Origin of the sequence: Anoxybacteroides rupiense (assembly GCF_014196195.1) — a bacterium.
Taxonomy (GTDB): domain Bacteria; phylum Bacillota; class Bacilli; order Bacillales; family Anoxybacillaceae; genus Anoxybacteroides; species Anoxybacteroides rupiense.
In genome coordinates this window covers 203,565-225,337 of sequence record NZ_JACIDF010000006.1, presented here as the reverse complement: position 1 = coordinate 225,337, position 21,773 = coordinate 203,565, and the positions used below count along the sequence as shown (strand labels likewise).

Annotated in this window: 16 protein-coding genes and 1 pseudogene; 7 read left to right on the top strand and 10 right to left on the bottom strand. The window is 40.4% G+C overall.

Annotated elements, in window-relative coordinates; translation table 11 throughout:
• Positions 1 to 247 precede the first annotated feature (247 nt).
• From katG to GGQ95_RS12015, 4 genes are all read right to left on the bottom strand, one after another.
• Positions 248 to 2,461: a catalase/peroxidase HPI gene (gene katG / locus GGQ95_RS12030; RefSeq protein WP_159719801.1), complete on the bottom strand. Its 2,214-nt coding sequence runs from the start codon at positions 2,459 to 2,461 to the stop codon at positions 248 to 250.
• 620 nt (positions 2,462 to 3,081) lie between these two features.
• A complete protein-coding gene (locus tag GGQ95_RS12025; protein ID WP_159719802.1) occupies positions 3,082 to 3,597 on the bottom strand; it encodes a hypothetical protein in 516 nt (171 codons plus the stop codon).
• Positions 3,598 to 3,867: 270 nt separating this feature from the next.
• A complete protein-coding gene (locus GGQ95_RS12020; RefSeq protein ID WP_183186864.1) occupies positions 3,868 to 4,734 on the bottom strand; it encodes a GNAT family N-acetyltransferase in 867 nt (288 codons plus the stop codon).
• A 67-nt stretch (positions 4,735 to 4,801) separates the two neighbouring features.
• Positions 4,802 to 6,001, bottom strand: coding sequence for a macrolide family glycosyltransferase (locus GGQ95_RS12015; protein WP_080861358.1), 1,200 nt, complete (start codon positions 5,999 to 6,001; stop codon positions 4,802 to 4,804).
• A gap of 639 nt (positions 6,002 to 6,640) precedes the next feature.
• Here GGQ95_RS12015 and GGQ95_RS12010 point away from each other — a divergent pair.
• Positions 6,641 to 8,680: a molybdopterin oxidoreductase family protein gene (locus GGQ95_RS12010; RefSeq protein WP_183186863.1), complete on the top strand. Its 2,040-nt coding sequence runs from the start codon at positions 6,641 to 6,643 to the stop codon at positions 8,678 to 8,680.
• 305 nt (positions 8,681 to 8,985) lie between these two features.
• Here the strand turns inward: GGQ95_RS12010 and modA are convergent, their stop codons facing one another.
• Together modA and GGQ95_RS12000 are read right to left on the bottom strand one after the other, a co-directional pair.
• Positions 8,986 to 9,786 carry a molybdate ABC transporter substrate-binding protein gene (modA, locus tag GGQ95_RS12005; protein ID WP_369818763.1) on the bottom strand — a complete coding sequence of 267 codons (801 nt, stop codon included), beginning with the start codon at positions 9,784 to 9,786 and terminating at the stop codon, positions 8,986 to 8,988.
• Between the two features lie 203 nt (positions 9,787 to 9,989).
• On the bottom strand, positions 9,990 to 10,925 hold the full coding sequence (locus GGQ95_RS12000) for a substrate-binding domain-containing protein (RefSeq protein ID WP_044741788.1): 936 nt from the start codon (positions 10,923 to 10,925) through the stop codon (positions 9,990 to 9,992).
• Positions 10,926 to 11,215: 290 nt separating this feature from the next.
• Here GGQ95_RS12000 and modB point away from each other — a divergent pair, with 290 nt between their 5' ends.
• A complete protein-coding gene (gene modB / locus GGQ95_RS11995; protein ID WP_044741787.1) occupies positions 11,216 to 11,890 on the top strand; it encodes a molybdate ABC transporter permease subunit in 675 nt (224 codons plus the stop codon).
• A gap of 53 nt (positions 11,891 to 11,943) precedes the next feature.
• Positions 11,944 to 12,609 (top strand): ATP-binding cassette domain-containing protein, encoded by a 666-nt coding sequence (locus GGQ95_RS11990; RefSeq protein WP_066149916.1) that lies wholly within the window; start codon positions 11,944 to 11,946, stop codon positions 12,607 to 12,609.
• A 231-nt stretch (positions 12,610 to 12,840) separates the two neighbouring features.
• On the opposite strand, the gene GGQ95_RS11985 is transcribed toward GGQ95_RS11990, so the two are convergent.
• Positions 12,841 to 13,308 (bottom strand): Lrp/AsnC family transcriptional regulator, encoded by a 468-nt coding sequence (locus tag GGQ95_RS11985; RefSeq protein ID WP_159719806.1) that lies wholly within the window; start codon positions 13,306 to 13,308, stop codon positions 12,841 to 12,843.
• A 122-nt stretch (positions 13,309 to 13,430) separates the two neighbouring features.
• Between GGQ95_RS11985 and GGQ95_RS11980 the strand changes: the two genes are divergently transcribed.
• On the top strand, positions 13,431 to 13,898 hold the full coding sequence (locus GGQ95_RS11980) for a carboxymuconolactone decarboxylase family protein (RefSeq protein WP_183186862.1): 468 nt from the start codon (positions 13,431 to 13,433) through the stop codon (positions 13,896 to 13,898).
• Positions 13,899 to 14,106: 208 nt separating this feature from the next.
• Entirely contained in the window at positions 14,107 to 14,289 is a 183-nt protein-coding gene (locus GGQ95_RS18875) for a cysteine hydrolase family protein (protein WP_183186860.1), read from the top strand.
• A 123-nt stretch (positions 14,290 to 14,412) separates the two neighbouring features.
• On the opposite strand, the gene GGQ95_RS11965 is transcribed toward GGQ95_RS18875, so the two are convergent.
• Positions 14,413 to 15,996 carry a Vga family ABC-F type ribosomal protection protein gene (locus tag GGQ95_RS11965; RefSeq protein ID WP_183186859.1) on the bottom strand — a complete coding sequence of 528 codons (1,584 nt, stop codon included), beginning with the start codon at positions 15,994 to 15,996 and terminating at the stop codon, positions 14,413 to 14,415.
• Positions 15,997 to 16,630: 634 nt separating this feature from the next.
• Between GGQ95_RS11965 and GGQ95_RS11960 the strand changes: the two genes are divergently transcribed.
• Positions 16,631 to 16,924, top strand: a complete 294-nt coding sequence (locus GGQ95_RS11960) for a hypothetical protein (RefSeq protein WP_183186858.1) — start codon at positions 16,631 to 16,633, stop codon at positions 16,922 to 16,924.
• Positions 16,925 to 17,400: 476 nt separating this feature from the next.
• Here GGQ95_RS11960 and GGQ95_RS11955 read toward each other — a convergent pair whose 3' ends face one another.
• Positions 17,401 to 18,756, bottom strand: a complete 1,356-nt coding sequence (locus GGQ95_RS11955) for an Nramp family divalent metal transporter (RefSeq protein ID WP_183186857.1) — start codon at positions 18,754 to 18,756, stop codon at positions 17,401 to 17,403.
• Between the two features lie 318 nt (positions 18,757 to 19,074).
• On the opposite strand from GGQ95_RS11955, the pseudogene GGQ95_RS11950 reads away from it, so the two are divergent.
• Positions 19,075 to 20,187 (top strand): annotated as a pseudogene (locus GGQ95_RS11950) (aminotransferase-like domain-containing protein); the annotation flags it as partial.
• Positions 20,188 to 20,293: 106 nt separating this feature from the next.
• Here the strand turns inward: GGQ95_RS11950 and GGQ95_RS11945 are convergent.
• The gene (locus GGQ95_RS11945; protein ID WP_183186856.1) at positions 20,294 to 21,616 is read right to left on the bottom strand and encodes a TIGR00366 family protein; all 1,323 of its coding nucleotides are present in this window, start codon (positions 21,614 to 21,616) and stop codon (positions 20,294 to 20,296) included.
• Positions 21,617 to 21,773 lie beyond the last annotated feature (157 nt).

The window sequence follows — 21,773 nt, the reverse complement described above, 5'->3', positions numbered from 1 at the left end:
GAACGTTCATTCTATATTCTATCAAAAACGTTTTCAAACCATCAAGTTTACAAAAGCATGGCCATCATGAATATGAGGAAAAATGTTAAAGATGGCCGAGATTCCACAATAAAGAAAAAATAGTCCTACGTCATATCCGGTATGGAAACAGTATAAAGAACCAAGTTCAATCGTTTTTCTCCAAAAACTATGGGTGATAGACGAATGTCTATCACCCCATTTTGTTATAGGATTGGGTTTAAATCGATCAAACAGGCACCGACGCTCTTACGTTTTTTAAATGAATATCAAAGCGGTCAGCATTCATCACTTTGACCCAAGCTTTAATAAAATCACGGACAAATTTTTCTTGATTATCATCTTGGGCGTAAAATTCGGAGTAGGAACGGAGCACCGAGTTAGAGCCGAAAATGAGGTCCACCCGGGTAGCCGTCCACAGCACTTCATCTGTTTGCCGGTCGCGAATTTCATAAATACCGCCTTCCACCGGTACCCATTTATTGTTCATATCTACCAAGTTAACAAAGAAATCATTGGTCAGCACGCCAACGCGGTGCGTGAATACGCCATGAGGCAGATCACGATAATTAGCCCCCAACACCCGCAGACCACCGATTAACACCGTCATTTCAGGAGCGGTCAGATCCAGCAGCTGCGCCTTGTCTAGCAGCAACTCTTCAGGACCGACGCTGTATTCCTTCTTTTGATAGTTGCGGAAACCGTCTGCAACTGGTTCTAATACCGCAAAACTTTCCGCATCTGTCTGTTCTTGTGTCGCATCACCCCGTCCTGGAATAAAAGGCACCGTGACATCAAAGCCGGCATCGCGGGCTGCCTTTTCCACTGCCGCGCTGCCACCAAGAACGATCAAATCGGCAAGGCTTACCTTTTTAGGTAGCTCGCTTTGAATATCTTCATAAACAGCTAGCACTTTTGCTAATGGTTCCGGTTCGTTTACTTCCCAATCTTTTTGGGGAGCAAGGCGAATACGGGCACCGTTGGCTCCACCGCGCTTATCAGAGTTGCGGAACGTGCTGGCAGAAGCCCAAGCCGTTTTCACCAACTCGCTGACGGTTAGTCCCGAGTTCAAAATTTTCGCTTTGATTTCTTCAATTTCGGAATCGGTTAATTCATAGTCAACTTCAGGAATCGGATCTTGCCAAACGAAATCTTCTTTTGGCACTTCCGGACCGAGATATCTCGTTTTTGGTCCCATGTCTCTATGAAGCAGTTTAAACCAGGCGCGGGCAAAAGCATCCGCAAATTCATCTGGATTTTGATGGAACCGGCGGGCAATCTTTTCATATTCCGGATCAAAACGAAGCGCCAGATCTGTTGTAAACATGATCGTTGGAACTTTTTTCGAAGGATCTTCAGCATCTGGGGCTAAGTCTTTTTCATCCTGATTCACAGCTTGCCATTGCCATGCTCCGGCCGGGCTCTTTGTCAGCCACCATTCATATCCAAACAACAAATCAAAATAAGACATATCCCACTTGGTAGGAGTTGGGGTCCAAGAGCCTTCAAGCCCGCTCGTAATCGTATCACGGCCTTTTCCTTTTCCATAGGAGCTGACCCATCCTAATCCTTGTGCTTCAATCGGCGCCGCTTCAGGTTCAGGACCTACGTGCGAGGCATCACCGGCACCGTGCGCCTTGCCAAACGTATGCCCTCCAGCAATAAGCGCAACTGTTTCCTCATCGTTCATCCCCATGCGTTTGAATGTCTCCCGGATGTCACGGGCCGCCGCAATTGGATCTGGTTTCCCATCAGGACCTTCCGGATTGACATAAATGAGCCCCATCTGAACAGCCGCAAGCGGATTTTCTAGATCGCGCTCTCCTGTGTAACGTTTCTCATCAAGCCATTCCTTTTCAGCTCCCCAGTAAATGTCTTCTTCCGGATGCCAAACGTCGACACGGCCGGCGCCGAAACCGATCGTTTTCCCTCCCATGGATTCAATAGCCACATTGCCGGCTAATACGATCAGGTCAGCCCAGGAAATTTTGTTGCCATATTTCTTTTTGATCGGCCACAACAGCCGGCGCGCTTTATCTAAGTTGACATTATCCGGCCAACTGTTCAGAGGAGCAAAACGTTGCGAACCCGTAGCAGCGCCGCCTCGTCCATCACCGATGCGGTATGTTCCTGCAGAATGCCAAGCCATGCGAATAAACAGCGGGCCATAATGTCCATAATCAGCTGGCCACCAATCTTGGCTTGAGGTCATCAGCTTGCGCAAATCTTCTTTTAGAGCCTGATAATCCAATTTTTGAAATTCTTGAGCATAATGAAACTCTTCATCATGAGGATTGGTTTTTCGGTCATGTTGGTGGAGAATGCTTAAATTCAGCTGGTTAGGCCACCAGTCTTTATTTGTTGTTCTCTTAGAGGTATGACTTGTTACACTGCCATGAGAAAACGGGCATTGGGATGCGTTGTGATGATTTTTGTTTTCCATCACTCTTCTCCTTTCAATCGTAAATTCAATCATTATCTGTTTTCGTTGTTATCCTTTAACAACTTAATTGATAATGATTACTACATTAAAATTATATTAAATTAATACTTAGTAGTAAAGAAAAAAGATTCAGTATTTTTAGCGACTATGATTTCTATGAGTGATGCTGGCTTTCCCCTTAACGAATCTAACGTCACTGGGGAAATCGTATCGATGCGAACAACATAATGGACAAAGTATGATGCCCCGCAATTCTTTTTCTCTAGCTATTTATTTTAATGTGATTTATGATCTTTCCTCCATAGCCGCAACCGCAGTATGATAGGCCATGATCATTAAGATATTTTTGTAAAGGCGGGCCAAGTTTTTTGAGGTGCGTTTTATTCATCAAACGCTCCATTGTATAAATCATTTTATTGGTTAGGGAAGTCATTGGTGGATGATGCGGAATCGAAAACGATAGACCACTTCGAACAGATACAAGCAGCAATGAAGGAGAATAGAAAGACGCTCTTCTTCCATTCATTATAATAAAATAAAAGTAAAAGCTTCTCTTTCCTCTTTTTGATTACGCAGGAGTGCTGAATCATGTTTGTTTTTTTGCATATTTTCTCATGTTGTCATTTAAAAGTTATTTCGAATGTCTCGCCATCAAGCTCTAACTCCACATGATGGTTCCCGGTTAGAAATTCATCGCATATTATGGATAATTTATTATTAGACCAACCATGAAGCTGGATATTATCCATTTTTATTGGACTATGTACTGGAATCTTATCTTCTAAATTCGATTTTATAATTTCAATATCATAATAATCAGCTAGTACAAAATCTCCTAAAGGAGTTACAGTTAGACTTCGATATTGGGGATGAGACTCATATTCGACTAATTCTTCACTAAAACAATCAAGCTTAAATAAATAATCCGAAGTGAGAACAAGAACGATGTTATACTTATTTGATATTGCAACATCTCGCGGAAACCCTCGAAAGTTCCCACACCATTCTGTTAAATCATCATTTGTGAACTTTATCCAACTCCAATTTTGAGAGTTCCATGGACTCGAAATATCATATATCTTCTCCTTGTATTGCCCTGAATAAGGTTGATTGATTAACTCTGCTTTGGTTATCATTTCGTTTGTCCCCTTTGAACGTCTCCCAATGGTTTATACTTTTCAACGCTCAATACCAACTATTAATGAATGTGTTATCTTGAGGCTTAAATATTAGAATCACATGAATATGCCTTTATAAATTATCAATTCGGGATACTCTACATAAAATCCTCCTCAATTAGGAGGATTTCTTAGGTTTTTCTTTTTAGATGTGATCCATCGTTTAATTTTTAGGATAAGTTAGAATGGAATCGGCCATTATTCATCTGCTGTAACCCTACATAAACATCATCCAAACACCTGTGCCGCGATTCCATATAACGTCCCGTTTCGTGGGGGTAATTGCTTTGAATTTATAATCATGACTGGAGACTGGCTTGCTTTATAAAAATCATGCTGTTCCAGAAATAACATAAATTCTTCATGTCCTGATGGAACATCAATTCTTACTCTTCCTTGATGATTGCGAGCTAATTTATCTACCAATAAACACGCTATTTCAAAATTAGGAGCTACAATTGGACCTAAGATAAGATTGACAGGTCCTAGAATCGAAAGTCCATAGCCGATCACGGTTCCGTCCCTATCTTTTACAGTTAAACATTCTTTTGCTTGTTCAATCCTATTAATAAGGAATTTTTTTCTTTTCGCTCCAACCGCTCTTTCATCTAATGTTACTATTTGCGCTAAATCTTTTGGACTAAAAGTGTGTATTTCCATCTCCATTTTATCGTTTGATTGAATAGGGATATAACGATCACAAAGATATTTTTGGACACAATCCACTGCACTAAACCCCATTTTTTCATATAAAGGTTTTCCTTGTTCCGTCGCGATTAGCATAATAGTAGTATCCTTTGAAACCGTATCTATACACATTTGTGTAACAATTTTCCCAAGCCCCATTCCCCTGTATGCTTCATGAACGATTACCATGCCAATAGAAGCTAAAGAAGCGTCATAAGGGATAATAGCAGCGCTTGATACAACTTTCCCTTCTCTTTTATATCCGTAGATTTTTCCTGATTTTATTATTGTTCGAATTTCATGTTCATCATAATCCCATCCTACTGACGTGGAGAGCGCTATTAATGCCGGGATATCTTCATAACTTAATGTTACACAATCAATGGATTGATCTTTATGTGTTCTCATATAAATCCCCCCCTTTGTTGTTTACGAATTAAGAAAGACATTACGCCGGCACTTTAAGCATTTCTCCTTAATATAAACGACTTTGAAATTTGAAAATCTCATCAACCGCTTGACGATATCCGCTTACTTTTTGAAAGGATTCTCTAATCTTTGCCACTGCTTGGTGAAAAGCTGGTTCGTTTAACACGTGGTCTACGGCTTCACGCAGTTGATTTGCAGTCAAACTTTGCATTTCTAATTGAATACCGGCTCCGATATTGACAACTTGTTCTGCAATGATCGGCTGATCCGCGCTTTGTGGAATTACAATAAGCGGAACCCCATAATAAAGACCTTCATTAGTACTGTTCATTCCGCCGTGCGTAATAAATAATTGGCTGTATTTCAGCACCTCCATTTGTGGGACATAATTTTTTACAATGAAGTTTTTAGGAATCTCACCTAAATCCGAAATTTTCGTTTTTTTCCCAACAGACATGACAACAGTATAATCCGTATTCCCCAGTGCTTTAAAGCAAAGCTTATAGAAATCAATTGCTTGATTGAAGACCGTACCTAATGAAATGTAAATGAGACTTTTCCCCTTAATTTCAGTAAGATCGAAGTTTTCGTGTGATAATCGCGAAGAGATAGATGGACCTACAAATTTGTAAGTTTGGTCGAATGCTTCTCCAGAAGGTTGAAACTCTCTAGTTGTATAAACGATGGTAAGCGGTGCAGGATTACAAAAAACTTCATAAGGAGAATGGATCTCCACATGATATTTTTTCTCCACCATTTCTGCAAGGTGTTGAAATTCATCGTATACAGCGTTCAGTAGTTTTGCAGGAATTTCTTTCGAAAGATGTTCCAGCATTTTATCAAAGGAAGCTTTTGTCTGCGCAAAAGAAGTACAAGAATTGATAGCGGGAATTTCAAGAATTTGGGCGAGTAACCGTCCACAACCAAACATGGAATCATGGATGATGTAATCAAAATGCTCCCCGTTGATCTGTTCAAGAACGCTAGGTATGACGATATCTGCCGTACGTAAAAGACCGTTGACTCTTTCAAGCAAATAATTTCTTCCTCCTGAAAGAAAGGCTTTAAGAAATTTTTGATCATCAAACGTTCGTACAGTAGCCCCCGTCTTTTCCACTCGCTCTCGAAAAGCTTCGATCGTAAAGTATACAACCTCTTCTCCGCGTGAAATAAGCTCTTGAACAACTCCGATCGTTGGATTGACATGCCCTTCCGATCCAGCATTAATAAATAAAACACGCGCCATTTCTGTCACTCCTCAGCTGAATGGTTCTCTAAATTGTTAAAATAAGAGTTGTTTTTCATACAATATATGGAATTTGACTTTTGGATGTAACTTAAAATGATAGTTCGGAACCTCTGTATGTGTACATTGATACTTTGACAAACAAGTGTCGCTATGTATCCAGGTCTATCGTACTCACTATTTTATGTAAAACTTTTATCCATAAACGAGCCCGCTTACAAATATATAATAGTACATATGTTCTTATTTTTCAATCATTTTGGCTAATGCCGACTGCCATCCATCTCCTTCTAATCATCGAGAGAAGGTTCTTCCGCTTTTAGAGGCGGAAGGCTTTTGTCAGGAAATACGTAATAATGATATCAATAAACTTTATAACACGAAAGATGGCTACACTTAATCTCTTATTTTCTGTATTTAAAAAACATATTTTTTCATACAAGTTCATCACCTTTCCGTTGCATTTATAAATCTTTCCTTCATGCTTTCTGCATTTTTTCTGTAAAACAAATGAGAGATCTAAAAAGCCTATCGATTATGATTGCCTTACTTTTCAAATTATTTTATCATATTAAGCATCTTAACTGATGTGTAAACATGGCTTTATTTACAATCTGGAATAATGGAAAGGAGAAAAAGATGGAACCATTTGTGCAGCAGCCAACAGGTGTATTTCCGTCCGTTTGTTCTCTGGATTGTCCCGATCAATGCGGGTTGCTCGTACATAAGCAAGATGGAAAAATCGTGAAAATCCAAGGAGATCCGGATCATCCTGTGACAAAAGGCAATATATGCAATAAAGTGCGGAATATGACCGAACGAATTTACGATCCCAAGCGCTTGAAATATCCATTGAAACGTACAGGGGCTAAAGGTGAAGGAAAATTTACGCGGATCAGCTGGGACGAAGCGATGGAGACCATTACGGCAAAATGGAAAGAGCTGATTGAAACAGAAGGACCTGAAAGCATTCTTCCGTATAGCTTTTATGGCAATATGGGGAGACTTAGCGCCGAAGGAATGGATCGGCGGTTTTTCCATCGGTTGGGCGCCTCCCTGTTGGATCGAACCATTTGTTCGTCAGCTGGATCAGAAGGACTTCAATATACAATGGGAGGCGGCTTTGGAACAGATCCGGAAGATACGATTCATGCAAAACTCATCATCTTCTGGGGAATCAATGCGGTCAGCACGAACATGCATCAAGTAGTATTGGCCCAAAAAGCCCGAAAAAACGGAGCAAAGATCATTGTTATTGATGTTCATAAAAATCAAACCGGCCAGTTCGCCGATTGGTTCATTCCGATCTTGCCGGGTACCGATGCGGCTCTCGCTTTAGGCGTGATGCACATTTTGTTTATGGAAAATATGGTAGACGATGACTTTCTGGCGAAATATACAGTCGGACATGAAGAATTGCGTGAGCATGTCGTCCAATACGACCCTGTCACGGTTTCCAAAGTAACAGGTGTTCCTGTTGCAGATATTTATCAGCTTGCTAAATGGTATGGGCAAACAACACCTTCTTTTATTCGAATTGGCAATGGCCTTCAGCATCACGACAATGGAGGCATGTGTATCCGGACCATCGCTTGCCTTCCTGCCTTGACCGGACAATGGCTTGTCAAAGGCGGCGGAGCGATCAAATCCAATAGCGGCTATTTGGCGCTTAATCAAAAGAGCTTGCAGCGCCCGGATTTGCTGCAAAAGAAGGATACGCGAATCATTAACATGAATCTGCTCGGCCGGGCATTATTGGAACAAGATCCGCCCATCAAATCTTTATTCGTGTATGGTACAAACCCGGCAGTGGTCGCCCCGGATAGCAATAAGGTAAGGAGAGGATTGGCAAGAGAAGATCTTTTTGTCGTCGTGCATGACTTATTTTTAACAGAAACAGCCAAATATGCAGATATTGTGCTTCCTGCCACCTCTTCATTCGAAAATACGGATCTTTATACCTCATACTGGCACCATTATATTCAAATCCAGCAGCCTGTAATTGAACGGTATGGAGAGGCCAAATCCAATGTCGAAGTATTCCAATTGCTTGCGAAAAACATGGGCTTTGAGGATTCATGTTTATACGAAACCGAAGAGGAAATGATTAGGCAAGCCTTGGATAACCTAAATCATCCTTTTTTGCAAGGAATCGATTATGAAGCATTGGTGGAAAAGCAGTATATAAAAGCAAATGTCAAACCGTTGCTGCCGGGAAAGCTGCCGACTCCAAGCGGAAAAATTGAGCTTTATTCGAGAAAAATGGAACAACATGGCTATCCACCGTTGCCAACCTATACACCGATTGCTGATGATGGAGACTTTCCTTTTTTATTTGTGCCTGGTCCCAATCATAATTTCTTAAACACCACTTTTTCGAATCACGAAAAACACATTTCTTTCGAAAAAGAACCGCGTTTATATATGAATATCCAAGATGCTTTAGCGAAAGGAATTCAGGATGGAGACCAAGTCCGGGTGTGGAATGAGCGCGGGGAATGTATATTGAAAGCTTCTGTTGGAGAACATGTGCTTCCTGGTGTCGTTGTCACGCAAGGACTTTGGGCAGATTCTTCAGAAGCGAAGCGTTTAGTAAACTCCCTTACTCCAGATCGGATCGCCGATATGGGCGGTGGAGCCACTTTTTTTTCAGGACGTGTCGATGTGGAGAAATGTTAGGATGAAAAGGAGATTATTGGCGTGAATAGGTGCACCATGGCTCCCCTCTTTTCACACCAAACATAAAGGGTGAAATCGAGGATGCATCTTTTTGCTTGTTTTTGATGTGATGTAAGGCAAGTCATTGACTTGCCTTTGTTCGTTGAAACAATAGGATGCTGCCTTTGCATGGGTGATCCGTTCCAATTTCTACTTATCCTTAACTGGTAAAATCACTTATGCGATATAATAAATAGCCGTTAATGGATCGATTCATCTTGAACACATGTGCGTTATCGTGTTCTTAACCGCTGGTAGGACATCGCTTATTTCAAAATCTTAAATCCATATTTTTCAAAGATTCGGCGAGCCTCTTTTGTCTGTATGTATTGGTAGAAAGTTGTCGCTTCTGTTTTATGCTTCGTATTCTTTATGATCCCGACCGGATAAATAATCGGATCATGCGTATTACCAGCTGCTGTGTCAACCATTTTTACTTTATCAGAGATTTGGGCATCCGTTTTGAATACAATCCCCGCATCCACCGTATTTGTTTCTACATACAATAATACTTGACGCACATCCTTCGTATACACGATTTTCCCTTCTAATTTTGTCCAAAGATTTAACTTGGACAATGTTTGCTTTCCGTATTGGCCTGCTGGAGTTGTTTCAGGATTCCCGATGGCCAATTGCTTGATGTTGCCGTCTCCTAAAGACGGAAAATCTTTTATAGTACCTGCTTTGTCTTTCGGAACGATTAAAACGAGTTCATTTCCTAACAAATTTTTACTCTCTTCCTTGTTAATCAATCCTTTGTCTACGAGAGGGCGAAATTTATCTTCAGCAGCTGAGAAAAATAAATCAACTGGCGCTCCTTGTTCGATTTGCTGCTGTAGTGCGCCAGAACTTCCAAAGTTAAAGGATAATTTGATATTTTTGTGTTCTTTCTCATACTGTTTCTGGATTTCCGTCAGCGCGTCTTGTAAACTGGATGCTGCTGAGATGGTTAGCTTTACAGTCTGCTTCGCTTCCTGTTTTTCCTCTTGATTCGTACAACCAAAAAGAAAGAGGAAAGAAGCACACAAAAACATACTCATGATCACGCGAATCGAATGCTTCATGATTCTGCCCCTTCCTTTCTTCATTTGTCATCAATAAAACTAATTATAATTATTTAAAATCATTTTGTACATTATATAATTAAATCATATAAGATATAACTAAATATAAAAATATGAAATCATACGGAAAACAAAAGCCAGAGTTTTCGAGAAAGAACTCTGGCCATCATTTATTCCAGCTTTAAATTGGCTGGATATCACTCGATTCATGTTTCATAAACCACCTGTCCTGTTTGTGATAAATCGTAGCCGCCTAATGCTTCCAAATCATTTCGAAAGCTGTCAGAGCTTAAAATTTGCAGCACTTGACTTATTAATTCTCGATTCTCCTCATTCTTTAAAATCACCAAATCATACTTTTCGTTGACAAGCGGAATGAAATCAACCTCTTTCACTAGATTAGCGCCCCTTTCAATTCCTACGCCGACATCCGCTCTCCCTTTGGCGACAGCACTTGCGACACTGACATGATTGGTTACCTCGTCATCGTAACCATTGATTCCAGATACAGGGATGCGATATTTTTTCAAACTTTCATCCAGTAAAACTCGAGCGCCAGCTCCTTTTTCACGGTTCACCATTTTTATATCTTTTTTTCTTAAATCTTCCCAATGCTTTATATTCAATGGATTGCCTTTTTTGACATAAAAGCCTGCCCTCCTAGCCAGCAGTCGAATGACGATATACTGAAAATTCACGAGTATCTTATTGATATAGGGAACATTATATTCACCAGAAACGCCTTCTATTAAATGTGTACTTACAATGTCTGAATAGCCCTGATACATGGAAATAAGACTTTCCAAGCTCCCGGTATAAGAACGCAGCGGACGAAACTTTTTCGAGGATTTTTCTAAGTAGTTAGCCAAAATATCTAAACTGATATCTTGACCACTTATGACTAATCGCCTTACTTGCAAATACTCTTGTGTGTCGCTTGTTGTTTCTTTATGATGGAATGGCTGTAGCTTTCCTTTTGACCGTTTGATATACTCTTCTAAATCAGAAGGATCGATTCTCATTTGCCGTCCGACACGATAAGCAGGCAATCGCCCTTTTTTCACCAAATCGTATACAGTTAATTTGGAAACTTTTAATATGTTAGCAACTTCCTCGGTTGTATAAGAATGATTTTTTTCCATAACCACTTAACTCCTCCATTGAAAAGTTTGATTATAAGTAATTAAATTTAATTTTATATAATATATTGATAACCTCCATACCATCATTTATAGTTGATGATATAGATCATCTGTCATGTATCTCTTTTTCGATGAAGCGACCGTTTGATTTCGACCTGTCTTGGCGGCCGAACAATGAACGCTGGCGGTCTTGTCCAAGGAAAGAGCAGAAACAAACTTGTGTTTTATTATATCATTCCTTCTACGCCGAAGCTGATAATCATGAAATATTTAAAAGGTGAATGGAAACCATGAATTACTCTCCGCTTATACTCTCGTTAAAAACAGCTACCATTGCAACGCTGATCGTCTTTATTACCGGGGTTGTGTTGGCGCGATTGATCAGCCGTAGTTCCTTTAAAGGAAAAAGTATGATAGAAGCGGTCATTTTATTGCCGCTTGTGCTTCCCCCTACCGTTGTGGGGTTTGGTTTATTATATGTATTCGGTAAAAACGGGTTTATAGGTCGATTACTGCTTGATTGGTTTGATTTTCAGATTGTTTTCACGTGGTATGGTGTAGTGATTGCAGCTGTAGTTGTATCCTTCCCTTTAATGTATCAAAGTGCCGCTGCAGCGTTCCAGCAGTATGACCAAAATATTGAAAATGCGGCTTATACGATGGGAGCCTCTAAATGGAGGGTATTTTGGACGATCTCCTTTCCGCTTGCATGGCCGGGTTTGTTATCTGGCTTCGTTTTATCCTTTGCCCGAGCGTTAGGAGAATTCGGCGCTACCCTCATGATCGCAGGCTATATTCCGAACGTTACCGACACCATTCCTCTCGCCATCTATTTTGCCGTGGAGTCAGGAAATATGGAGGCAGCAAAATTTTGGGTGATAATGATCGTTTGCCTTGGCTTTAGTGCTATTTTATGGCTTAATTGGTGGAGCAAAAAGAACATGATGAAACATATACACAAATAAAATCAGCACGTGAATCCGAAACCTTATTGGTATTGCGCAAAGGAGTTTTTCTTATGCTTGTCGTCGATATTCAAAAACAACTCTCCCATTTTGAATTAAATGTCAACTTTTCGGTAGCGAATGAGATTGTTGTCCTTTTTGGCCCTTCTGGATCTGGGAAAACGACCATCTTAAATTGTATTGCTGGAATCAGTAAGCCCACTTCCGGAATCATCCAGCTCCATGACACGATTTTATTTCAACATAAGAAGGTGTTTGTTCCGATCCAAAAAAGAAATATTGGCTATGTATTTCAGGATTACGCGCTTTTTCCGCATATGACGGTTTGGAAAAATATTGCTTATGGTATGAAAAACGAAAGCTTTGCAAAAGAATTAATGAAAGAGCTGCGAATTGATCATCTTAGAGACAGCTATCCATCTGAGATTTCAGGTGGTGAAAAACAACGGGTCGCTATTGCTCGAGCCATCGCCACCGAGCCGGATGCTTTGCTTTTAGACGAACCTTTTTCTGCTTTAGATGAACAAACAAGGTTAAAAGGCCATGAGGAATTATTACGTATCCATAAACATTGGAGGATTCCCATTATACTCGTAACACACCATAATGAGGAAGCAAAAAAATTAGGGGATCGAATCTTATATTTACATGAAGGAAAAATTCATAACGATAAAATGAAAGCGGACCTTTCCCTGACTTATTCATCCTCAACAAACTGAAAATGCTTTCTCATATTCTAAAAGATCCATCTCTTAAATCATGAGAAAGCCTCCCCTCTTATCATCAGGAATCATCCTTCGTCTAGAGACGGGAGGTTTCTCGATGAAAAACGTTAGTGAGCGCGGCCAACTTTGATGAAAGCGTGTTTGAACCCCTTTTTCTCTAGACATTCACCGTTCAAATATAAAAGACATTTAACATTCAGGAATGTAATTCAATCTAATTATATCTTATTTCTCATCCGAATCCAGTAAAGGAGTGCGTGCTTCTAAATGATTGTTTATTTTCACTTCCGAGAAGATGATATGGGTAAGAGTGGTGGCAAAGGCAGAAACGTCATTAATAAATTCTTCGATTTCCTCTAATCGACTTACCGTCAACATCACCATATAGCATGCTCGTCCGGCAATACGATAACAAGATAATGCGGTTGGGTACTGTTCAATAAACTCTTTGAATCGCTTATATTCCCCGTTTTTGATCGTCACTTCCATCATACAGTCGATCGTAAATCCCAGTTTTTTGCGATTGATTTGAATGGTGTATCCCTCAATCACTCCATGTTCCTCTAATCTTTTCACTCTTTCGGTAACCGAAGGAGGCGATAAGCGGACTTTCCTTCCTAACTCTCTCATGGACAAACGGGAGTTTTTCTTTAACTCTGCAAGGATGTGTAAGTCAATCTCATCTATTTTCATTTGTAAACCCTTCCTTTATTTTTTGTTTCATACGAATGATATTTCTAATAAATTTATTTTATATTAAATACCAATTACACTTCAAACCTTTTAAAATAAAGAAAAAAGAAAGGATGGAATCAATGGCTAGAATTTCATTTTCCTTATATGGAGAAACCCCATTTCAACAATTGCTCGGTCACAATCCAACCATTATAGAAGCATGGCGGCGGCTAGGCGAAGAACTTGAAAAAGATGGTCTTCTTTCGTCCCAATTGAAAGAACAAGTGCGGCGCATGCTTGCTCAAAACAATGGTTGTGAATACTGCAAAGCAAAAGGAAAGCCGGAACCGCATTTGTTTGATGAAAAAACATCACTAGCCGTCGGGTTTGCGGAGGTGTTTGTCAAACAACAAGGGCAAATTGAAGACTCCCTTTTTTCCGTTTTAAAAAATGAATTTAGCGATGCGGAAATTAGCGAACTATGCGCATTTATTTGTTTTACAACCGCCTCGCAATATTTTGGTGCCATGATGAACTTACAGCCAAATGAAAAAATGAAGGAAGATAAAAATGAAGCAAAGCAACAAATTAACCCTCATGATTATTGATGTACAACAAGGCTTTGAGAATAAAAAATGGGGAGAACGTAATAATCCAGATGCCGTGAAAAACCTCTACCGTCTACTCCAAATATGGAGAGAACGAAAATGGCCTATTATACACGTCTAGCATCTATCTACTCATTCCTGATTCTCCCCTATGGGCCAACGGCAATGGGGTCTTATTTAAGGAGATTGTCAAGCCGAGAGACGAAGAGTGATCATTCAAAAAAACGGGAACAGCGCCTTTATAGGGACAAAGCCGGAACAGTACTTAAAAGATCACGATATCAATCATGTGGTGATTACCGGTTTAACGACCCCTCATTGTGTCTCCACTACTGCCAGAATGAGCAACAACTTAGGGGGTTTCATACCTACCTGGTTTCAGACGCGATAGAGTGCCAAGCACGCCCATTTACAAAAAGGAGCTTGGAATCACCAAGCTCCTTTCCTCATGCAAATTCGCAGATCCTTTATAACGATAACGCGCTCTTCCACCTATTCGTCGATGAGTGATCAATTAGTTGATTCCCTTATCCAACTTCCGTTTTTTCTCTAAAAGCAACTGAAATTCCTTCTCGAGTTCTTCACTTGGCTCCATACTTAGTCGGCTGAGCACCTCTGACATTTTCGTTTCAAGTAAGAGCCGTTGATCTGCTTGCGTATCCGCATGGCGATCTTTTTGACGGACATGTTGTTCATATTGTTGATAGGTGCCATCAAACCATTGAATGACTTTGTCCTGGATGACCAGCATTTTTGTCGCGACATTTTCAATGAATCGGCGGTCGTGCGAGGCGAAGATGACGGTTCCTTTATATTCTTGTAACAGCGATTCCAATGCACGAGCTGCTTCAATATCGAGAAAATTCGTCGGTTCATCTAAAATGAGTGTATTCACATCACTGACAAATAATTTGGCCAGCGCTACTTTTACCCGTTCGCCGCCACTTAAAATTTCTACTGGCTTATACACATCATCTCTGAAAAAATGCAATCTTGCAAGAATGGTACGAATCAGCGTTTCCTCTTGTTTGGAAGTGGATTGTACATTCTCTAAAATCGACTTCTCAACCTCTAAAATATCTAAGTTTTGACTAAAATATCCGATTTTCACGATTGGCGAAATGACAATCCCGTCATCCCGATGAATCATTTTTTTTAGAAGTGTCGTTTTTCCGCTCCCATTCGGACCGATCACTGCCAGTTTATCTCCGCCGCGTACATGAAAACTAGTTTTTTCCCATAAAACACGTTGGCCAATGACACCCGTAACCTCCTCAACGCGAATGATGATGCGATCTTGAAAAGTGTCTTCATGAGGCAAACTCATGTTGATGGGAGCCGTTTCCTTTATTTTTTCCACTTTTTCCAGTTTTTCTAATCGGGTCTCCATCGCTTTGGCTGTTTTTTGCAGCTTCTTTTGTTTTTTGGCAAAATATGGTTTGGCACCCATGATGTTTGCTTCTGACCGGCTCACCTTTTTGGGAGCTTTTGTTGCTCTTTCTGCTTTTTGTTTTTTTAATTCCAATGCTCTCTCTAACGCTTGTTTCTTTTTTTCATACTGTTCATAAGCGGATTGCTGTCTGCGGCGTTCCAACTCTTTTTGTTCTAAGTAATCGCTGTAATTGCCTTTATACTCTTTGATCTTTCCTTCGTCCATTTCCCAAATGGTTGTGCAAAGGGCATCAAGAAATGCCCGATCATGGGATACAATGACAAAAGCTCCCTTCCATTGGCTTAGTTTCTTTTCCAGCCATTCAATATGCTCTCGATCCAGATGGGTTGTTGGTTCATCCGCCAATAAGAGCTTCGGCGCTTTTGAAAAGAGGGCATTCATGTATGACTGTGTGACTTCTCCCCCGCTTTTGATCGCATCGATTCTTTTGAGCTGCGGCAAAAGCCCGCATTGAGCGCGACATAACACGCTCCCTTGTTCTGGAGAAATCTTTTTCGCTAATATGTTCAACAATGTCGTTTTTCCGCTGCCATTCTTGCCAACTAAGCCAATTCGGTCATTTTCATAAATGGCTAATCGTTCGATCTCAAACAATAATCGGTCTTTTACATAGTGCTTCACATTCAATGCTTCTAAAAGAATCATATCATCATCCCCATTTTTCTGTGTTTTGTGGGGACAAAAAGGCCCCCTATCCGTTTCCAGAATAGGAGGCATAGACATCGTCAGACACCAAAAAGAGGCACACTCTATATGGGTGCAACAAACGATAGAAATGCAATCCTATTCTGAAAACTTTAACTGAAGGCAACACAAAGAAAACAGAAATCGTCTTCCGCTAAAGAATGCCTTCAATTAACGTCTTTTCAAAATAGGATTAGCACTTCATGTTCGTCGATTCACCCTTCCGTTCGTATTGATTCACCTTGATTTTAAACAATATCTTAATCATTGTCAAATGTTGTATATCCAAACGGGCTCTCTTATACATAAACGAAGAGTGATGTTCTTCCATCATCAGGAGGATCGATTCCAGCATACACCCCGCAAATTCACCAATCAGATCGAACTAATTTGTCCGTTTCCGGATTTGAAACGGTACTGGCTGGATGTTTGCTGAGTTTATCTGGGATTCTTAAGCTAGTTAAATTGTTAAGACGCAATAAGCCTATGAGAGACACCATTGATCGCCTGATTGTCATGTCAATAGATTCATGTTGAAATGACGGGAATATGTTATAATAATCAAGATACTGAAAACGAAGAAAGGAGCATATTCATGGCGGAAATTACAAATGAAATGATTTTGCAAGCGATTAAAGAGCTGGCGGAGCAGCTAAAAAATCATGCGGAAGAAACCAATCAACGGTTTGAACAAATGGATCAACGGTTTGAACAAACAAATCATCAGCTGACGGAAATCAATGAGCGGCTCAGCCAAGTTGAGCAAAAGATTGTCCAGATGGATAAACAGCTGACTGATGTAGCGAACGGGCAAAAAATTCTCGTGGAAGAGTTGTTTGAAAACAAAAAAGAAATAAAGCGAGTCAAAAATGTCCTCAACATATACTAATTTCATTCCGCCTATTGAACGGTTCTCTGTGCGGACTCTTGCAAACGAATGGTGCCGTAAAACACAAACGGAGCATAAAATCAGCTTCTACTTTGCATTAGCCACTGCTTTCTTCTCAATAGCGTCCGACTACTGGAATCTTTTCCCGCTTCAACCGCCAAAGCGCTTTTCCACATTTCATATCCGTTATTTTGTATCAAGGAACATGAGAATGTGTCAAGCGAAAAAGGCTAAACATTCACTCTCAAATGATCACACATCACCAGTTTGCCTCTATCATTCGACTTCAAACAGGGTTCAAAGTTGCATTACATGATGAAAAGCCGATCAACTGTGCAGCTGCACGTTTTCGGCTTTTCATCGATAAATGGAACAATAGAGAAAGGGGTTCCCTGTTTTTGCAAACCTTATTCTTGTGATAGTCTCATCGCAGCCATGATGGAAAACTCCCTGTTCCATCGCTTTGTGTACGTGAGTTACGCTCCAAAGAACGTTTGAAACAGCAAGTATCCGTTTAAGCCGATAATGATGATCGCTACGGCCCAAGCAAGAGCCTTGAGCCATAATGGGTTTGCAAATTCCCCCATTTTCTTGTTATCGCTTGTAAATTGGACAAGAGGGACAACGGCAAAAGAAAGCTGCAAAGAGAGAATCACTTGACTGAAAATAAGCAATTGAGCCGTTCCGCTTTCACCATAAAGAGCTGTAACGATCACAGCTGGGATAATCGCGATCAATCGGGTAATAAGTCTTCTTAACCAACCAGGAAGACGAATGTTGAGAAAGCCTTCCATCACAATTTGTCCCGCTAACGTTCCTGTTAATGTCGAGTTTTGTCCAGAAGCTAACAAAGCAACTCCAAACAAAATGCTTCCCATCGTCGTTCCGAGCAGCGGCGCAAGCAAATGATAAGCATCACTGATTTCTGCCACCTCTTTCATTCCTGCTTGATGAAAGGTAGCAGCTGAAACAATGAGAATGGCGGCATTAATAAATAAAGCAAAAAACAAGGCAATGGTCGAATCCCATTTAGCATATTGAATGGCTTGCCGTTTTCCTGCATGTGTTTGCTCATATTGGCGCGTTTGTACAATGGAAGAATGTAAATATAGATTATGCGGCATGACGGTCGCACCTAAAATACCAATTGCGATATAAAGCATCGATGGATTGTGGACGATTTCGGTACTTGGAACAAATCCCTTCAATATACCGCTGACATCCGGCTTGGAAAGAAAGATTTCTGTTGCAAAGCAAGCGCCAATCGTTCCAATTAAAACGATCACCAATGTTTCGATATAACGAAACCCTTTATTTTGCAAAATCAGTACGACCAGTACATCCACGGCGGTGATCAGGACTCCATATATTAATGGAAGACCAAACAATAAATTCAGCGCGATGGCTGAACCGATGACCTCTGCTAGATCGCATGCCGCAATAGCCAACTCGCATAATATCCACAATACGATCGCAGCAGGTTTGCTATAATGATCGCGGCAGGCTTGTGCTAAATCTCTTCCTGTTACAATTCCAAGCTTCCCGGCTAAGGCTTGAAGCAAGATTGCCATTAAATTAGAAAGTAAAATGACGGAAAGAAGCGTGTATCCAAACTGCGAGCCCCCGGCAATATCGGTCGCCCAGTTTCCAGGATCCATATATCCCACGGCCACTAAATACCCTGGCCCGGCAAACGCAAGAAACTTTTTGAACCAAGATCCCGTTTTGGGAATGCGCAAACTTCGATAGACTTCAGGCAACGTTGGTTGTGTTCGTTGCTTTCTCCATCCAGTTTCAACTGCAGTCGGCAGTTTTTTATGATTTTTATTCATAATGGCCACCTCATGATTGGTGTTCACTAAATATTTTGTACAGAGCAAACTTTTATTGCAAAAAAATTTGCTAATAAAACAGACCGACTTTAACGGCCTTCGTCAGAGTGAAAAAAGATTCGTTCGATCTTCTAATATATGTAAAGAGAAAAGAAACGTTAACTAGATAAATTGTACATCGGAAATTTTTTAAGTCAAGAAAATAACGTTGAACAACGTTCCCTGTCCTAAACGATGTTTTACAAGAAGATTTTCATCATTTCATGCTTTCCATATACAAAACATCTGTATTTGTTGATAATATAAGCAGCTGTTATTCTAAAAAAAGCAGAATTTGCTCCTAACATCATTCGATTGGGGACAGGAGAGCTTTCTCCTGATCTATTTCCGCGTGAGATGATGAAACAAATCATGAATCGGGTATCGGACCGCATAGATTCGCTTGGTTACGAAGAACCGAAAGGATTGCTTTTTCTGAGAGAACAACTTAGTACATATTTAAAAACGATCGGAATCGAGGCTTCTCCATCCTCTATCTTGATTGTGTCAGGGGCCCTACAAGCATTGCAATTGATTTCAATAGGTTTATTACATCGGGGTTCTACCATCTTTCTTGAGAAGCCATCGTATTTGTATTCTCTGCATGTGTTTCAATCCGCCGGCATGCGATTATTCGGGCTTCCTTTAGATGGAGAAGGTATTCAAACGAAAATGATTGCGCAGCAAAAAAAGAGACAAAATGCTTCGCTGATTTACACGATTCCATCTTTCCATAATCCAACAGGTATATTGATGTCTAAAGAGAGACGAAGAGAACTCATGGACGTATGTGAACAAGAGCAGCTGCCAATTATTGAAGATGACGTATACCGAGAACTCTGGATAGATTCACCGCCGCCTCTTCCTTTAAAAGCTATCGACAACAATGGACTTGTTTTATATTTAGGAAGCATATCGAAAACATTGAGTCCTGGTTTGCGCATCGGCTGGATGGTCGGACCAAAGCCTGTCATTGAACGACTAGCAGATATTAAAATGCAAACGGATTATGGATCGAGTTCCTTATCTCAATGGGTTGCGGCGGAATGGCTATCAAGTGGATTGTATCACCAACATTTAGAAAAAGTCAGAACAGAATTGAAGGTGCGCAGAGATGTCATGATTAATTCGTTACAAAAGCACTTTTTCGACATTGCGACATGGTCTGTTCCTAAGGGCGGTTTTTATCTATGGCTGCGCTTATTACCTCCGATTTCTAGCAGAAAGCTTTTTGAAAAAGCGTTAGAGCACGGAATTTTGTTAAATCCGGGAAATGTCTACGATCATCATGCAACCCAGTATCTTCGGCTTTCTTATTCCTATGCATCCTTGGATGAACTTGAAAACGGCATCTTTCGTTTGTCAGAAGTGATTCGTCAACTAACCTTATAACTCTTTTCTATCATCTATTTTACCTCTTTCCTTCGTCCACCGATGCGATACAATGAAAAATCCTCCTTTGACATACAAGGAGGATTTTCTTTTTATTTACAAAAAATTAGAAAAATGTCAGTCCGACTATAAAAATAATTCCCGATACTAATAACGTTGTTACGCAATATCCCATAATGTCTCGGACTCCTAACCCCGCAATCGCAAGAGCTGGCAGCGCCCAAAACGGCTGTGCCATATTCATCCATGCCTCGCCATACGCAATAGCCATTGCGGCAATACCTGGATCGACTCCTAACGAAGCAGCTGCCGGCATAATGAAAGGTCCTTGAACGACCCAATGCCCTCCTCCAGATGGAACAAAGAAATTAATGAAGCCAGAGCTTAAAAAAGCGAGAATCGGAAAAGTATGTTCATTAGAAATGGAGATAAAGGCATTCGTAATCATGCCGCCTAATCCTGATTCCTCCATCATCCCTTGGATTCCGGCATAAAAAGGAAATTGAATTAAAATGCCAGCTGTGCCGCGGGCAGCATTCGTGATTGCTTGCATATACGATAAAGGCGTGCCGTGTAATAATAAACCCGTAAAAAAGAAGATCAAGTTAACGGTATTGACATCCATTTTAAATCCATTTGTGACAAAGTAATAAATTAAATATGCGTACCCAAGCGCAACGATGAGATAGGTTAAGATTCTGCTGTTTTCCATCCGCACCGCAAAGCTCTTTTCGCTTGTCGCTGCCAATGGTATATTGTTTTGGTCTTCAGCAAGCAGTTTTGGGTCAATTGTTACCACTTCGTGTGGTTTCGGCATCATGAATCTTGTCATAATCGGTAAAACAATAAGAAGCGAGACAGTAATAAACAAATTAAAACCGGTAAAAATGGTTTCCGTTAATGGAATGATCCCGGATATTTTCTCCATCGGATTACCGGGTGTGGCTGCTAATAAAGGAACCGACCCAGAAAGTCCGCCATGCCACGTTAAAAACCCTATGTAAGCGCTTGCAATTAACAGACGATAATCAGAACCTGGCACTCGTTTTGCCACTTCTTTGGCAAACAAAGCACCGACAATTAAGCCAAATCCCCAATTAATTAAAGATGCGATCGCCGCTCCTAATGTTACGAGGATGACTCCCTGAGCAGGCGTTTTAGCAACACCGGCAAGGTTTTGCAGTCCTTTTTTAACAAGCGGTGAACTTGCTAAAGCGTGCCCTGTTACTAAAATCAAGCTCATTTGCATAGCAAATGCCAGCAAGTCCCAAAAACCATCTCCCCAGAAATGAACCATCTCGAGTGGACTATAGGGAGTGAAGATGATCCCGGATATAAACAAAATAGCGGTTAGAATCAACGCGAAGACAAAAGGATCTGGCAAAAACCTTTGAACGAGTACAGTAAAAAAATTGGACAATACTTTCACAGCATTCTCTCCTTTACAACATGAATATTCATACTATTATAAATAAATAAAATATTATCAAATTAACAGTGTATTTGTTCCTAATTTTTCAATTTCTCAAATATTTGGAGAGAATGAACTGAAACTACTTCACTGTTTATTTATTATTATAACTAGA